General features: G+C 61.5%; 18 protein-coding genes and 1 pseudogene. 10 read left to right on the top strand and 9 right to left on the bottom strand.

Features of this window, described 5'->3' with window-relative positions:
- Positions 1–123 precede the first annotated feature (123 nt).
- Genes MF410_RS01785 through MF410_RS01805 form a run of 5 tightly spaced genes read right to left on the bottom strand, consistent with a single transcriptional unit; the run spans position 124 to position 4,247 of the window.
- Positions 124–918 carry a heme ABC transporter ATP-binding protein gene (locus tag MF410_RS01785; RefSeq protein WP_097629087.1) on the bottom strand — a complete coding sequence of 265 codons (795 nt, stop codon included), beginning with the start codon at positions 916–918 and terminating at the stop codon, positions 124–126.
- A gap of 20 nt (positions 919–938) precedes the next feature.
- Positions 939–2,051: an iron ABC transporter permease gene (locus tag MF410_RS01790; protein WP_097629086.1), complete on the bottom strand. Its 1,113-nt coding sequence runs from the start codon at positions 2,049–2,051 to the stop codon at positions 939–941.
- Between the two features lie 2 nt (positions 2,052–2,053).
- Positions 2,054–2,983: an ABC transporter substrate-binding protein gene (locus MF410_RS01795; protein WP_097629085.1), complete on the bottom strand. Its 930-nt coding sequence runs from the start codon at positions 2,981–2,983 to the stop codon at positions 2,054–2,056.
- A 12-nt stretch (positions 2,984–2,995) separates the two neighbouring features.
- Complete coding sequence (locus MF410_RS01800; RefSeq protein WP_097629084.1) at positions 2,996–4,045, bottom strand: ChuX/HutX family heme-like substrate-binding protein; 1,050 nt, start codon at positions 4,043–4,045, stop codon at positions 2,996–2,998.
- 19 nt (positions 4,046–4,064) lie between these two features.
- Entirely contained in the window at positions 4,065–4,247 is a 183-nt protein-coding gene (locus MF410_RS01805; RefSeq protein ID WP_097629192.1) for a hemin uptake protein HemP, read from the bottom strand.
- Between the two features lie 176 nt (positions 4,248–4,423).
- Between MF410_RS01805 and MF410_RS01810 the strand changes: the two genes are divergently transcribed.
- From MF410_RS01810 to MF410_RS01830, 5 genes are all read left to right on the top strand, one after another.
- Entirely contained in the window at positions 4,424–4,849 is a 426-nt protein-coding gene (locus tag MF410_RS01810; protein WP_097629083.1) for a hypothetical protein, read from the top strand.
- A 57-nt stretch (positions 4,850–4,906) separates the two neighbouring features.
- Positions 4,907–6,256: a TonB family protein gene (locus tag MF410_RS01815; RefSeq protein WP_097629082.1), complete on the top strand. Its 1,350-nt coding sequence runs from the start codon at positions 4,907–4,909 to the stop codon at positions 6,254–6,256.
- 109 nt (positions 6,257–6,365) lie between these two features.
- Complete coding sequence (locus MF410_RS01820) at positions 6,366–6,773, top strand: DUF2325 domain-containing protein (RefSeq protein WP_003590644.1); 408 nt, start codon at positions 6,366–6,368, stop codon at positions 6,771–6,773.
- Entirely contained in the window at positions 6,770–7,042 is a 273-nt protein-coding gene (locus MF410_RS01825) for a hypothetical protein (RefSeq protein WP_097629081.1), read from the top strand. Before MF410_RS01820 ends, MF410_RS01825 begins: the two co-directional genes overlap by 4 nt.
- Positions 7,043–7,051: 9 nt before the next feature.
- Positions 7,052–7,366 carry an antibiotic biosynthesis monooxygenase gene (locus MF410_RS01830; protein WP_239620106.1) on the top strand — a complete coding sequence of 105 codons (315 nt, stop codon included), beginning with the start codon at positions 7,052–7,054 and terminating at the stop codon, positions 7,364–7,366.
- A 278-nt stretch (positions 7,367–7,644) separates the two neighbouring features.
- Here MF410_RS01830 and MF410_RS01840 read toward each other — a convergent pair whose 3' ends face one another.
- Positions 7,645–8,016 (bottom strand): DUF423 domain-containing protein, encoded by a 372-nt coding sequence (locus MF410_RS01840; RefSeq protein ID WP_097629191.1) that lies wholly within the window; start codon positions 8,014–8,016, stop codon positions 7,645–7,647.
- Between the two features lie 2 nt (positions 8,017–8,018).
- A complete protein-coding gene (locus MF410_RS01845; protein WP_097629190.1) occupies positions 8,019–8,408 on the bottom strand; it encodes a group II truncated hemoglobin in 390 nt (129 codons plus the stop codon).
- Between the two features lie 167 nt (positions 8,409–8,575).
- On the opposite strand from MF410_RS01845, the gene MF410_RS01850 reads away from it, so the two are divergent.
- From MF410_RS01850 to MF410_RS01870, 5 genes and pseudogenes are all read left to right on the top strand, one after another.
- Complete coding sequence (locus tag MF410_RS01850; RefSeq protein ID WP_097629079.1) at positions 8,576–9,139, top strand: TetR/AcrR family transcriptional regulator; 564 nt, start codon at positions 8,576–8,578, stop codon at positions 9,137–9,139.
- Between the two features lie 17 nt (positions 9,140–9,156).
- The gene (locus tag MF410_RS01855) at positions 9,157–9,498 is read left to right on the top strand and encodes an SMR family transporter (RefSeq protein ID WP_097629078.1); all 342 of its coding nucleotides are present in this window, start codon (positions 9,157–9,159) and stop codon (positions 9,496–9,498) included.
- A 191-nt stretch (positions 9,499–9,689) separates the two neighbouring features.
- The gene (locus tag MF410_RS01860; RefSeq protein ID WP_131711329.1) at positions 9,690–10,475 is read left to right on the top strand and encodes a ThuA domain-containing protein; all 786 of its coding nucleotides are present in this window, start codon (positions 9,690–9,692) and stop codon (positions 10,473–10,475) included.
- A 9-nt stretch (positions 10,476–10,484) separates the two neighbouring features.
- Entirely contained in the window at positions 10,485–11,528 is a 1,044-nt protein-coding gene (locus MF410_RS01865) for a Gfo/Idh/MocA family oxidoreductase (protein WP_097626338.1), read from the top strand.
- Between the two features lie 41 nt (positions 11,529–11,569).
- Positions 11,570–12,000 (top strand): annotated as a pseudogene (locus MF410_RS01870) (EamA family transporter).
- Between the two features lie 104 nt (positions 12,001–12,104).
- Here the strand turns inward: MF410_RS01870 and MF410_RS01875 are convergent.
- Together MF410_RS01875 and MF410_RS01880 are read right to left on the bottom strand one after the other, a co-directional pair.
- On the bottom strand, positions 12,105–12,500 hold the full coding sequence (locus tag MF410_RS01875) for a DUF1236 domain-containing protein (RefSeq protein ID WP_097626342.1): 396 nt from the start codon (positions 12,498–12,500) through the stop codon (positions 12,105–12,107).
- Between the two features lie 129 nt (positions 12,501–12,629).
- Entirely contained in the window at positions 12,630–13,742 is a 1,113-nt protein-coding gene (locus MF410_RS01880; RefSeq protein ID WP_239620109.1) for an ABC transporter permease, read from the bottom strand.

Genomic DNA, 13,742 nt, shown 5'->3' on the forward strand with positions numbered 1-13,742 from the left:
GCAAGCCCGCCTATTTCGCACTGGGGTCACCACCGTCCGTTGCATGAAAGATATCGCGCGGCATTGACCCAAATCACTGCCGAAAAACGTCCCGGGCGGGCAAAAGTTCCGCCGCGCGGGCGGTCAGCGCTGGGAAACGGCGCTGTGGGCGAGTATGAAGGGCGTGCCGTCGGCCGGCACCTGGTTGATTCGTAGCGCGCAGCCAAATACCGAGAGCATGTTCTCGTCCCTCAAAACGTCACCGATGCCGCCGGCAACGGCGAGGCGGCCGGATTTCATCAGCACGATGCGGTCGGCGAAGAGCGCTGTCAGGTTGAGATCATGCATGACGGCGATGACGCCGCCGCCGCGTTCGCAGAAATTGCGGGCAAGCGTCATGATCGTTAGCTGGTGGCTGATGTCGAGACTTGAGACCGGCTCGTCGAGCAGCAGCCAGCAAGGTTTGCCGTCGACGACAGGCTCGGCGATCTGGCAGAGCACGCGGGCAAGCTGAACGCGCTGCTGCTCGCCGCCGGATAGTTCTTGATAAAAACGGCCTTCGAAGCCGGTCAAGTCGACTGATGCAAGTGCGGCGGCTGCCGTCTGCTCGGCCTTGTCGGGATTGAGGTTGATGCCCGATGTGAGGCCCATGCGGACGATCTCGCGCACGGTGAAGGGAAAGGAGATGGTGCTTGCCTGCGGCAGCACACCGCGAATGGCGGCAAGCTGCCAGGGTTTCAGCTCCTTCACCTCGTCGCCGCCGATGCGCACCGAGCCACCATAGGTAAGCTCGCCCGATATGGCTTTCATCGTCGTCGTCTTGCCGGACCCGTTCGGCCCGGCGATCGCCGTCAGCTCGCCGGCCTTGGCCGTAAAAGTGACGTCGCTGATGATGGTCTTGCCGGAAAGGCGCACGGAGAGGCCGGACACTTCGATCATCTCGTCACTCACGACAGCGCTCACAGGGCAAGGCGCGAACGCTGCCTCAGCAGAATCCACAGGAAGAACGGCCCGCCGACTGCCGCGGTGATGATGCCGATCGGCAGCTCGGCCGGGGCGACCAAGGTGCGCGCCAGGACATCGGCGAAAATCAGCAGAGAGCCACCGAGCAGAGCTGCGGCCGGCAGCAGGAAACGATGGTCCGGGCCGATCGCCATACGCAGGATATGCGGCACGACGATGCCGACGAAACCGATGCCGCCGCTGGCGGCGACGGACGCACCGGTCGCTGCGGCGACGCCGACGACAGCGACATTCTTCAGCCGCTGCACCGGCACGCCCATATGAAAGGCGGCGGCCTCGCCGAGCGTGATGGCATTGAGGCCGCGAGCCATGAAGGGCAGGGCGGTGAAAGACAACAGGATGATCGGCACGGCGGCGGCGATCTTCGTCCATGTGGCGCCGGCCAGCGATCCCATGCTCCAGAATGTCAGGTCGCGCAGCTGCTGGTCGTTGGCCAGGTAGATCAGCAGGCCGGTGAGGGCGAGCGTGAGCGCGCCGAGCGCGATGCCGGCCAGCAGCATCGTCGCCACCGAGGTCTGGCCGTGACGTGTAGCGATCCTGTAGAGCAGCAGCGTCGTGAAGAGACCGCCGCCAAAGGCGGCCGCCGGCAGGGCATAGATGCCGAGAAGTGCCTGAAGCGGCGCTGCAAGGCTGCCGCCGAGCACGATCATGGTGACCGCACCGAGGCTTGCGCCTGAAGAGACGCCGACGAGGCCGGGATCGGCTAGCGGATTGCGGAACAGCCCCTGCATCACCGTGCCGGAAACGGCCAGCGAGGCGCCGATCAGGAAGCCGAGGATCGCTCTTGGCAGACGGATGTCGAAGATGATGATCCGGTCACGTGTGCTCAGTGCTGCCTCGGAACCGGCCATGTTGCCGACAACGTCGAGGATCGAGGCATCCGAGGCGCCCGTCGTTACCGAAAACAGCATCGAGAAGACCGAGCCGATAACGAGCAACACGATGACCAAAGAGGAGAGCCTCGTTCTGTCGCCCGCCTGCCGGTTTGCGCTGACCTCCGCCATCGGCAGTGGTCGCCTTTGTTCCATCATGGCTTGCGGCAGCGCCATGATCAGCCCCCGTAGATCGCCGCGTTGAGCTCACGCGCGGCGGCTGCGGTGCGCGGGCCGAAGCCGAGCAGGTAGATGCCGTCCATGCGGATGATCGCCTTCTTCTCGCCAGCCGGCGTCAACGCGATCGCCGGCTGAGCCAGCAAGTCCTCGTTCGTGGTGCCGGCGCCATCGCCGCGGTTCATCATCAGGATGATGTCGGGCTTGGCTTCGATGATCGCTTCGTCCGTCAGCGGCTTGTAACCTGGGAATGCGCCGATGGCGTTGATGGCGCCGGCGAGCTTGACGATGCCATCGGCCGCCGTGCCGGTGCCCGATGCCATGATCCGGCCGTTCTGGGCGCTGAGGATGAAGAGAACGCGCTTGCGTTCGGCCTCCGGGCGCTTTTCGGCCTCAGTGATCGCCGCATCGAGATCAGCCGCTACATTTTCCTCAAGCGTCTTCGCCTTTTCGGGCACGTTAAGCAGCGCGCCGACGCGATCGATCTTGGCGATGATGCCATCGCGGGTAAAAGGGCTCGGCACGGTCTCGAAGGGCACGCTGGCATTTTTCAGGACGGCCAGCGCCTCCTTCGGGCCTGACCCCTCGACGGCGATGATCGCCGTCGGGTTCATGGCAAGGATGCCTTCAGGCGAGAGCGCCCGCATGTAACCGACGTTGGGCAGCTTCAGCGCCGCCTCCGGATAGGTGCTCGTCGTGTCGCGGGCGATCAACCGGCTTTCCTCGCCGAGCGCATAGACGATCTCGGTGATATCGCCGCCGACGGAAACCAGGCGCGAGGTGTCGAGCTTCTTTTCCTCGGCGTGGGCGGGGCGGACGAAGGCGAGGCCTTTGAGCGCCGGTGCCGACGGGATCAGCGGCAGTGCCATGACGGCCGCCGTCAGGGCCAATTGCCAAGGGCGGATCCGGCGCAGATTGTTACGCATCGTCATCGTTGCAATCCTTTATGCGGCGACACTTGCTGCCCGCGGCAGGTTTTCCATGATCTCGCGCCACTCGGCGCGTTCGTCGGATCCTTCCTTCCGTTTGCCGAAGAACTGGATGATCATCTCGCCTTGCATATTGTAAGCCTCAAGCGAGGTGACGTGGCCGTCCTTGGTCGGCTTGCGCACCGCCCAAGTCTCGGCGATGTGATCCTGGCGCAGATGCAGATGGAAGGTCGGGTCCATGATATTGATCCATGGGCCCATGGCCTGAACGTTGAAGATCGGGCCGGAATGGATCTGGACGATGCCGTCATTGGCGACGAAGCACATGATCGGCAGGCCGGATTTCACCGAGGCATGCATCATCTCCGCGGTCGCGCTGTTATCGAGCTTCCAGGCATAGTCGTCGCCGACGCTGCGCACGGCCGCCTGGCGGCCGATCTTCAGGCGCTTCAACATGCCGAAGAACTCGTGCGTGTCAGTGAGCCTGCTCCAGTTGTCGCGCAGCTCGTCGCGGCTGACGTCGGCGGTTTCATCGACGGTCTCTGAGGTCTCGGCCTCGACGAAGTCCTGCGACTGGTCTTCCAGCTTCAACGCGGCGACCAGCGCGTGATAGGCCTCGACATTCGAATTGGGGCGCAGGTGCACCTTGTGCACGGCGTTGCCCGCCTTGTCGAAATATTGCAGGCTAAGGCGCAGCTGATCGCCATCCTTCTTCGATACGGCGAAGCCATGTTCCCAGCGGCTCGGGAAGATGCGCAGGTCGATATTCTCGCCGAGAACGATTGCGGCCTGTATGCCGCTTTTGATGTTTTCGAAGACGCCGATCTTTTCGTGCACGGCACTTTCGTTGCGCGACAGCGCCATCACTTCGCCGAGGCTCGCGACGCGTTCGAGAAATTTCAGCGCACTGCCATCGATGCGGGTGACGCTGATGCCGGTTTCGGCGGCGACGAGGGCCGCCTCGGAAATCTTCAGCTGGGCGGCGATATCGCGCTCGCGCATCTTCGGATTTTTGGCGCGAAACGCCCGGATTTCGGCTGGCGCCGGTCTTGTCTGTTCGGTCATGTCTTACCTACTATTGGCCTTACTTATTGAGAATGAGCTTGCCCTGACGGGTGATCTTCAGGCGATAGGTCACGCCCTCGTGTCTGATCATGATCTCGTTCGTGCCGCGGAAAAGATCTGCGCTTTCGAGGATCCGGTGCTGCGCCGCGGGCTCGCTCGGCAGCGGCACGTGCTTAAAGTTATCTGGCTTTTCAACCATCATTTCGGTTGGCAATTCCGTGAGGCCGGGGATCTGAGGCCCGGTTGCGATGACATTTATCTTGACTTTCTTACTCATAGTTTTTTAAAGACGCAATAGGATACTATTACGGTCAAGTTTTCGAAATTGCTGATAGGAGCTGCCTGCGGGCGGCTCGGGCCGATGACGGAGAAGGTTTTATGACAGGTAGGTTTGCGGCTGTTGCAGCCGGCATGGCGATGGCGATTTCAAGCGTATGTCAGGCGCAGGAGGCGGCACCGGCATCTTCCCTCGATGTCGAACTCAATGCGCTCGCGCCCTCGCAAAAGGGCTGCATGATGACCTTCGTGGCGCTGAATCAGTTGCCCGCCGCCATCAACAAGGTCTCCTTCGAGCTAGCCTTCTTCAACGACAAGAATGCCGTCGACCGCATCACCGTGCTCGATTTCCGCGATCTGCCGCAGGGCAAGAAGCGCGTGCGCCAGTTCGATATGCCGAATGTCAAATGCGAGAGCGTGACCCGCATCCTGATCAACGACACGCCAGTCTGCGACGGGCCGGCTGCGGGCGAATGCATGAAGGGTCTCGTCACCCGCTCGCAGATTTCGGTTCCCTTCGAGGGCTAAGATAACGCCGGGGATGATCTCCGGCGGACATGTTTCAGGCTGTCTAAGGCGTACACAATGGCGATTTCAGCGAAGTCCAGATCGAGACAGGTGCTCATCGGGGAGGCGGACGCCGATAGTAGCCTGAACGACAATATGCCCGGCATGCATCCTGGCCATGAGCTTTCCGAACTGCGCAATGCGCAGCTGCAGCCAGCCGGCGAAACGGTGATCCACTACACGCGTTTTGCGCAGATATCCTCCTTTCCCGACCATCCGGAAACCGCACCGGTCGCTCCGCTCTCCGCGCCGCCGATGGATGCGGCGGTGGAAAAGCAGGATGACGAGAAGAAGCCGGTGCGACGGCGGCTGACGCTGACCTGCATCTGCTCCCTGATCTTCCATGTAAGTTTGGTGGTCGCTCTTGCCTTGGTCATGCCGCAGCCACCGACCGAAGTGATTGAAGACGCCGGGGAGGCCGTCAGCGTCATCGTGTATGGCGACTCCGATGTCGATCAGACTTCGGCAGGTGATCCAGAGCTGGAATTGAAGCCAGATGAAATTGCCGCGGAGGAAGTCAAGCCGGAGACGGTTCAATCGACGACTGAGACTGACGAACTTCAGCCGACAGAGATGCAGCCCGAGCAGGCACAACCAGTTAAGATCGAGTCTGCAGAAGCGATTCAGCCTGCTCAAGAAGTAACGCGTGTTTCGCCTGAGTCAGCTGTGGCTGCGGAGCCGGAGATTCTTGTTTCTCAGAATCCCGCCGACACTTTCGTCGCTCAGCCCATGGCAACGGTGGTGCCGGAACAGCCGGTGCCCGATATCTTGCCGACTGCGGCACCAGAACAGACGGCGGTTGCGGTGCCGCCAACTGAAGTTCGACCAGAGGAAGTGAAGCCCGTCAAGACTGCCGAAGTTTCTCCCGAACCCGAAGAAAAGCCGGAGCCGAAACCCAAGAAGGTCGAAAAGCCGAAGCCGGATGAAAAAAAGCCGTCTCGGAAAAAGGCGGAGCCTACAGGTGGAAAAAACGGCACGGACCGGCGGGATTCGGATAGAGGCGTAACGACTGGTCAGGACGCGCCTGAATTTAATGGCATGTCAACGACATCAGGCAGAGGTGATGGCGTTGGAAGCGCCGCTGTAGCCAATTATCCTGGCAAAGTGCAGAAGCGTATTCGCCGCGCAGTTCGAGTGCCTGACGAATACAAGAGGATGGGCGAGGCGATTTCGGTGCGTCTCAGATTGACGATCGATGGAACCGGCAGGTTGTCGTCAGTCTCCGTCGCCGGCAGCTCGGGTATTCCAGATTTGGACAAGGCTGCTCTCGATGGTGTGCGCCGCGCCGCGCCGTTTCCGCCGTTGCCGCCTGAGTGGGGTAAGGCCAGTTGGAGCTTTATCCAGGAGGTTCAGGTCACCTCGCGATAAATATGATAAAAATAATCAACTTTATACTTTACTCCAAAAATCAAGTTTAATAAGGTCCACCCGCACACGCAGGAATCGTGTGACGATCAACGAGTGAACTGGGGGGTATATGGCTCGCAAGGGCAAGAAGGGATCGAACCGGGAGGTCCGCGACGTCGCGGGCGAGGGCGTTGCTCAGGCGTCCGCCGGGCGTTCCAAACTGGATGGCCGCAGTTTCCTCTATGTCGGCGGGCGTGATTGCCAGGTGGCGCATCTTCGCCAGATCGCCAGCAATTTTGGCGCCGAACTCCTTCATCATGACGGCGGCCTGCGCGAAGCGGTGTCCCGAATCGATACCGTGCTGCCTTCGGTCGACTGCGTCTTCTGCCCGATCGACTGTATCAGCCACGATGCCTGCCTGCGCGTGAAGACCGGCTGCAAAAAGTTCGGCAAGGCCTTTATCCCGCTGCGCAACGGCAGCAAGTCCAGCCTTGAGCGTGCGCTGCAGACGATGAACGAGCGAGACAATTCCCGATGAGCGATCAGCGTCCCGACGGCTTCACCATGATCGGCCTGCACAAGCTTGCCGCGCAGACGGGCGAGGGCCTCGTGCCCGAGCTCCACGAACTTTTCCGGCAGCATGCCGAACGCCAGGAGATCTACCAGAATGTGGCGCTGTTCCCGACCTGGGAAGCGCGCATGCCCGGAGAAGCGGCGACGAGGCCGCTTGGCCCGGCGGCGGCACACGGCGATAATGTTGTCGCCTTTCCCTCGTATGCGGCAAGGGCCGGCAAGAGGAAGGCGTAAGGAGATCGCATGTATATCGCAATGAACCGCTTCAAGGTCACAGCCGGGAACGAAGGTGATTTCGAGACAGTCTGGCGCAATCGCGATTCCAGCCTGGCCAAGGTACCCGGTTTCGTCGAATTCCGCCTGCTGCGCGGCAAGGCCAGCGAAGAGGGGGGCTATACGCTCTATTCCTCGCACACGGTCTGGACGAGCGAAGCGGATTTCCAGAACTGGACGAAGTCCGAGAATTTTCGCGCGGCGCACCGCAATGCCGGCGACCGCAAGGCCATGTACAAGGGCCCGCCTGTTTTCGAAGGTTTCAACGTCGTCGAGGGCATATAACGGGGTTCGAGCGATTTTGCAGGGGAAGGCGAGGCATTCCTCACCCTCCCTCATTCCTGTGCTTGTCACAGGAATCCAGCCACGACGCGTCCGCGCCGTGAATGATATAGGACCTGAATTGGGTCTCCCGCGCCCAAAGACTTGGGCGCACTGGATTCCTGTGACAAGCACAGGAATCAGGGAGGAGAGGTAGGGCTTCCCGACAGCCGCCAAATTTGCGGATGGCTACTCTGATGTGGCCCATCCTCAGAACCGGGAAGTCAAGCTTCCCAACTTCCTCAACGCCGTTCGCGCAAGACGGCGCCGGCGGCAACGGCCAGCCACCCCAGCATCATCGCCCAGCCACCGGTCGGGGCGGCATAGGAGAAGAGGCCGGCGCCGGTGAAACGCAGGGTCATGAGGTCGCCGGCAAAGAGCAGCGTTCCGACAATCATGAGCAAACCGGCCAGCCAGGCGGTTTTGAGCTTGGCGGTGCCAAGAGCCAATGCCAGCAGCGCAGGAGCATGCGCGAGGCACATGGCGGATGCGGATGCCGCCAGGTTGGCTTCGCCGCCGCCATGGGCGGCAAGTGCAGCAAGAGCCACGCCGGCGACGCCGAACAGGCCGGCAAAAAGATAGAGCACTGGCTCCAGGCGCGCATTCAGGCTCATGGTCATTCCTTGTTCTGCATGTGATAGGCGAGCCGCTCCACCGGCGCCCAGATGAGGTCGCGCAGCGCCTGGCTTGATATCGTCTCGTCGAGAGCGCGGCGGAAGCAAAGCAGCCACTCGTCGCGCTCGACGGGGCCGATCTCGGCGACGAAATGGCGACTGCGCAGGCGTGGATGGCCGCGCTTGTCGGTATAGAGCGGCGGGCCGCCGAGATAGCCGCTCATATATTCGTAGAATTTCTCTTCGCTGCCGTGAAGGCTCGGCGGGTGCACGGCGCGGACGTTGCCTGCCTCCGGCAGCTTGTCCATCAGTTCGTAGAAACGGTGCGTCAGCGCCCGCACCACGGGATCGCCGCCGATCGCTTCATATAGGGTGGTGACCTTCTCCGTCACGAAACCATCCCAAATGTCATTCCCCACACAATCTCTTTCATGCACCGGGGGTAAAATGATCGCAACTGTCATCAAGCTGCCGCGGCATTTTGCACATAATGCCTATAGCACAGGGGTTTCGACCGATTCTCCTTGACAAAACCGTCCGGACGGTATCTTTTAATCGCATGTCGAACGCTCACCATCGCAAGAAGCAACCCGTCCTTGTGCGCCAGCAGTTGCTGGATGTCGCGGCGCGCCTTGCTGCCAGCGAAGGCATGGCCGCCGTCACGCTCGATGCGGTGTCCGCCGCCTCCAGCGTCAGCAAGGGCGGGCTGCTGCATCACTTCCCGACGAAGAATGCGCTGCTTGATGCCCTGTTCGAGAGCCTGCTTGAAAAGTTCGACGCCGATATAGAGGAACTGATGCGCGGCGATCCGCTGCCGCAGGGCCGCTTCACCCGCGCCTATGTGAGGGCCGTATCCGGTCTCAGGGATCGTCCCGAGGATTCCAGGAGTTGGACGCAGGTGACGATCGCGCTTCTTGCCGAACCCCGGCTACGCCTTCGCTGGCGCCGATGGGTGCAGGCGCGGGCGGAGGAATATGTGGGCACCGATTCTTCCCTCGACGCACAGCTCGTGCGTTTCGCCGCCGATGGGCTGTGGTTTGCGGATACGCTGGAAAGCCATGATATCGACGGCGTTCTGAGACGGGATCTCATCGATCGCCTTATCGAACTGACCGGGAAATAATCCGAAGGAATTTCGCCATGAGCCAAACCGCCGTCTACGGGCTGTTGTTTGCTGCCATCGTGCTCGAGGTCATCGGCACGACCGCGCTGCAGCTGTCGCAGCAGTTTACCCGAATCGGGCCGACGGCGCTCGTCGTCGCCTGTTATGCGGCCGCCTTCTATTGCCTGTCGCTGACGCTGAAAAGCATCCCCGTCGGCATCGCCTATGCGATTTGGAGCGCTTTGGGAATCGTGCTGATTTCCTCGGTCGGTCTGGTATTCTTCAAGCAGCGTCTTGATCTGCCGGCGATCGTCGGGCTTGGACTGATCATTTCAGGGGTGGTCGTCGTCAATCTCTTTTCCAAATCCGTTTCCCATTGATATTGCTGTGATATTGCGTGCAGCATTACCAGAATCCCACCGATAAATTTTCCCCTTTGTCAAATTCCTGACAAAGGTCTATGTGTTGCTGAGACGTGGAGGAGACGAGGCGCAGCCAGCGCTGTTTTCCAAAGCGCTTTGAATCCCGCCTTCCCGCCTATCGATACTTCCAGTTTCTGCAGGAGCACATCATGGCCATTCGCACCGTCGTCTGGGGAGAGAATATCCACGAGACTACCAATGCAATCGTCCGGGGGATCTATCCCGAGGGCATGCACACGACGATCGCCAATGCGCTGAACACCGATCCCGGCATTTCGGCGACGACGGCGACGCTGCAGGAGCCGGAACACGGGTTGAGTGAAGCCCGGCTTGCCGAAACCGACGTGCTGACCTGGTGGGGCCATAAGGATCACGGCGCTGTCTCCGATGTCGTCGTCGAGCGCGTCGCCAAGCGCGTCTGGGAAGGCATGGGCCTGCTTGTGCTGCATTCGGGCCATTTCTCGAAAATCTTCAAACGGCTGATGGGCACGCCCTGCGCGCTGAAATGGCGCGAGGCGGGCGAGCGTGAGCGGCTGTGGACGATCAATCCGCGCCATCCGATCGCCGCCGGCATCGGCGAGCATTTCGAGCTCGAGAACGAGGAGATGTATGGCGAGCAGTTCTCGGTGCCGGAGCCGCTCGAAACGGTGTTCATTTCCTGGTTCCAGGGCGGCGAAGTGTTCCGCTCCGGCCTGACCTGGCGGCGCGGCGCCGGCAACATCTTCTACTTCCGGCCCGGCCACGAGACCTATCCGACCTATCACGACGCCACCATCCAGAAGGTGCTGATCAACGGCGTCAAATGGGCGTACAACCCGCAAGGGTCGTTGACTGGAATTACCGACGCCCCAAATGTGCCGGTAGAAAGGGCCCTGGAGCCGATCGTCGAACGCGGCCCGAAACTGCATCAGGCCGGCGAAGCCGGTTACCGCTGAGGAGCATCCATGCGACTACTCGTTCTTGGCACCGGAGTGATGGCGAAAAACCAGCTTGCCCGCTTCTCTCTCATCGACGGCGTGACGGTGGTCGGCGCCGTCGACACCGATCCCGAACGGCTTTCCGCCTTCGCCGACAAGTTCAATATCGAAAAACGGTTTCTTTCACTGGACGAGGCGATCGCCTGGGGTGAATTCGATGCGGCGACGAATGTCACGCCCGACCGGATCCACCACCCGACGACCATGGCGCTGATTGCTGCCGGCAAACATGTATTCTGCGAAAAGCCGCTGGCGGAGAACTATGCGAAGGCGCTGGAGATGACGGAGGCGGCGGAAAAGGCCGGCGTCATCAACATGGTGAACCTGACCTATCGCAATGTCGCGCCGTTGCAGCGCGCCCGCGAGATGGTGCTATCAGGCGAGCTCGGCACGATCAGGCATGTGGAAGCCTCCTATCTGCAGAGCTGGCTCGTGTCGCGTGCCTGGGGCGATTGGCGCACGGAATCGACCTGGCTGTGGCGGCTTTCCACCGGCCACGGCTCGAACGGCGTGCTTGGCGATGTCGGCATCCATATCCTCGATTTCGCCGCCTATGGCGCAGCGACCGACATCGACCACGTCTTTGCACGATTGAAGACCTTCAATAAGGCGCCGGGCGGACAGATCGGCGAATATATGCTGGATGCCAATGACAGCTTCACCATGTCGGTCGATTTCGCCAATGGTGCACTCGGCGTCATCCACGCCAGCCGCTGGGCGACAGGTCATCTGAACGAGCTGAAGTTGCGCATCTACGGCGAAAAAGGCAGCCTTGAGGTCATCCACCGCCCCAGCGGTTCGGAACTGCATGGCTGCCTTGGGGAGGGTGTCGAAACCGCCACCTGGACGCAGATCGAGGTTGAACCGGTGGCGACCAACTACGAGCGTTTTGCCGAGGCCGTGGCAACCGGTGTCCAGCCGGACCCGAACTTCCGCCACGCCGCCAACCTGCAGAAGGTGCTGGATCTCGCCATGGTGACCGAGCGCGAGCGGCGCGAGCTGAAGGTCTGATTTGCCTTAGGATGAGGTGCAACGGGGCAAGGACAAGCGGGATGAAAAGCCTTCTGACAAGCTGGCCGCTTTGGGCGCTTCTTTCCGCGGGGTTTGCAGCGCTCACGGCGATTTTCGCCAAGGTCGGCGTCGAGAACGTCAATTCCGACTTCGCGACCTTCATTCGCACCATCGTTATCCTGCTGGCGGCGGGAATGATGGTCTCCATCACTGGCAGGAACCGTCTTCGGTGTCGAGCAGGAGCTGGCTCTTCCTGGTGCTCTCCGGCCTTGCCACCGGCGCATCCTGGATTTGCTATTTCCGGGCTCTGAAGCTCGGGGATGCTGCGCGGGTCGCCCCGATCGACAAGCTATCCGTCGTCTTCGTGGCCGTCTTCGCGGTGCTCTTCCTGGGTGAACGCCTGACGCTTCCCAACTGGCTCGGCGTTATCATGATCGCCGGCGGCGCCGTGCTCGTCGCTTACAGGGCATGAACCGGCGACAAGCATTAATGCGTTTCCGCAATCTCACGAAAAAGGGCCCCGCCGAGGCGGGGCCGGAAGTTGCCGAGCCGCAGCAGGCGGCTTCGGTTGCTTGATTATTCTATCACCTGAACCACACGGTGGGTGCGCGGCTCGACGATCACATGGCGATCATTGATGACGGTGTAGGCATATTTCGGATTGTCGGGCACCGGCGTCACGACGACATCAGCCGGAAGCGGCTTGCCGACGACGATGGGCTCCTGGACCACCACCGAGGCGGTCGGGGCAGGCTGCTGCTGGACATAGGTGACGACCTCGCGCGGCGGCGGATCGACAACGGCACCGGCGACACCGCCGGCCACGCCGCCAATGGCAGCACCCACGGGGCCACCGACGATCGCGCCGGTGATGGCGCCGCCGGCTGCACCGGTCACGGCGCCATCAGCGAACGCATTGGTGGCAAAAGACGACAGCGCAAGGGCGCTGGAGACAAGTAGGATCTTGTACATTTTGCTTCTCCTTTGCTGGGGTTGCGTTTGGGTAACGACCACGCCAATCCGAGGTTCCGGCAGGAGAATCACGCTTTGGCAGGCCGGTTCACATTCTGTGAGGCGACCGAAGCATGTGGCGGTATTGGATTATTCCAGGCGCCGGCGGAAGAGCCAGGCGGCAGCGCTGAGTGTGACGCCGGCGATCAGCGCCAGCGGGATCGTCTGGTTCACAACCTCGCTCAGGGGGATATCCTTGAGGAAAACGCCTTTGACGATCACCAGGAAATAACGCAGCGGGTTGATCAGCGTCACCGGCTGCAGCCATGCCGGCATGTTCTCGATCGGCGTCGCGAAACCCGAGAGCAGCATGGCCGGGACCATGAACAGGAAGGCGCCGAGGATCGCCTGCTGCTGCGTCATCGACAGCGCCGAAATGAAGAGGCCGAGGCCGGCGACCGAGCCGAGATAGAAAACCGCGCTGCCGTAAAGCAGGAATAGCGAACCGCGGAGCGGCACCTCGAACAGGAAGACGGCGGCCAGGATATAGACGGTGATGTGGAAGAGGCCGATCATCATCGGCGGGATCAGCTTGCCGATCAGGATTTCGTGCAGGCGCAGCGGCGAGACCATCAACTGGTCGAATGTGCCGAGCTCGCGCTCGCGGGCGATCGACAAGGCCGTGACGATCAGGCCAATCAAGAGCGCGATGCTGGCGATCAGGTTCGGCACCATGAACCATTGGTAGGTGAGGTTCGGGTTGAACCAGTTGCGCGGCACCGACGAGACAATGCCGGCGCCGGCGCGTCTGCCTGCCGGTGTTTCGGCGGCAAGGGCGCCGCCGACCTGCGAGAGGTAGCCGGCGACGATCTGTGAGGCATTGGAACGGCGACCGTCGAGCACCACCTGCAGATCAACAGGCGTTCCCGCCTCGATATTGCGCGAAAAGTCCGGGCCGATCTCGATTGCCGCGATGGCCGTCTGGTTATCGATCGCCATCCTGATATCCGCCTGGCTTCCCGCCATCGCGATCCGGCGGAAGGTCGGCGAGCCGTCGATACGCTCGATCAGCTCCTGGCCCCAGTGACCGCTGTCGCGGTTGAGGATCATCACGTCGACATTGCGCACTTCGAGTGTGGCGGCATAGGAGAAGACCAGAAGCTGGACGATCGGTGGGCCGATCAGGATGGCGCGGCCCTTGGGGTCGCGCAGCACGGCGAGCAGCTCCTTGATGATGAGGGCGTAGAGCCTTGTCCATCCCAT

The organism is Rhizobium sp. C104, from assembly GCF_022354505.1.
GTDB lineage: Bacteria > Pseudomonadota > Alphaproteobacteria > Rhizobiales > Rhizobiaceae > Rhizobium > Rhizobium redzepovicii.

Bases quoted from the DNA above. Each gene is read 5' to 3' on its own strand.
- MF410_RS01785 (WP_097629087.1), bottom strand. From the start codon at position 918: ATGATCGAAGTGTCCGGCCTCTCCGTGCGCCTTTCCGGCAAGACCATC.
- MF410_RS01790 (WP_097629086.1), bottom strand. From the start codon at position 2,051: ATGGCGCTGCCGCAAGCCATGATGGAACAAAGGCGACCACTGCCGATG.
- MF410_RS01795 (WP_097629085.1), bottom strand. From the start codon at position 2,983: ATGACGATGCGTAACAATCTGCGCCGGATCCGCCCTTGGCAATTGGCC.
- MF410_RS01800 (WP_097629084.1), bottom strand. From the start codon at position 4,045: ATGACCGAACAGACAAGACCGGCGCCAGCCGAAATCCGGGCGTTTCGC.
- MF410_RS01805 (WP_097629192.1), bottom strand. From the start codon at position 4,247: ATGATGGTTGAAAAGCCAGATAACTTTAAGCACGTGCCGCTGCCGAGC.
- MF410_RS01810 (WP_097629083.1), top strand. From the start codon at position 4,424: ATGACAGGTAGGTTTGCGGCTGTTGCAGCCGGCATGGCGATGGCGATT.
- MF410_RS01815 (WP_097629082.1), top strand. From the start codon at position 4,907: ATGGCGATTTCAGCGAAGTCCAGATCGAGACAGGTGCTCATCGGGGAG.
- MF410_RS01820 (WP_003590644.1), top strand. From the start codon at position 6,366: ATGGCTCGCAAGGGCAAGAAGGGATCGAACCGGGAGGTCCGCGACGTC.
- MF410_RS01825 (WP_097629081.1), top strand. From the start codon at position 6,770: ATGAGCGATCAGCGTCCCGACGGCTTCACCATGATCGGCCTGCACAAG.
- MF410_RS01830 (WP_239620106.1), top strand. From the start codon at position 7,052: ATGTATATCGCAATGAACCGCTTCAAGGTCACAGCCGGGAACGAAGGT.
- MF410_RS01840 (WP_097629191.1), bottom strand. From the start codon at position 8,016: ATGAGCCTGAATGCGCGCCTGGAGCCAGTGCTCTATCTTTTTGCCGGC.
- MF410_RS01850 (WP_097629079.1), top strand. From the start codon at position 8,576: ATGTCGAACGCTCACCATCGCAAGAAGCAACCCGTCCTTGTGCGCCAG.
- MF410_RS01855 (WP_097629078.1), top strand. From the start codon at position 9,157: ATGAGCCAAACCGCCGTCTACGGGCTGTTGTTTGCTGCCATCGTGCTC.
- MF410_RS01860 (WP_131711329.1), top strand. From the start codon at position 9,690: ATGGCCATTCGCACCGTCGTCTGGGGAGAGAATATCCACGAGACTACC.
- MF410_RS01865 (WP_097626338.1), top strand. From the start codon at position 10,485: ATGCGACTACTCGTTCTTGGCACCGGAGTGATGGCGAAAAACCAGCTT.
- MF410_RS01875 (WP_097626342.1), bottom strand. From the start codon at position 12,500: ATGTACAAGATCCTACTTGTCTCCAGCGCCCTTGCGCTGTCGTCTTTT.
- MF410_RS01880 (WP_239620109.1), bottom strand. From the start codon at position 13,742: ATGGGATGGACAAGGCTCTACGCCCTCATCATCAAGGAGCTGCTCGCC.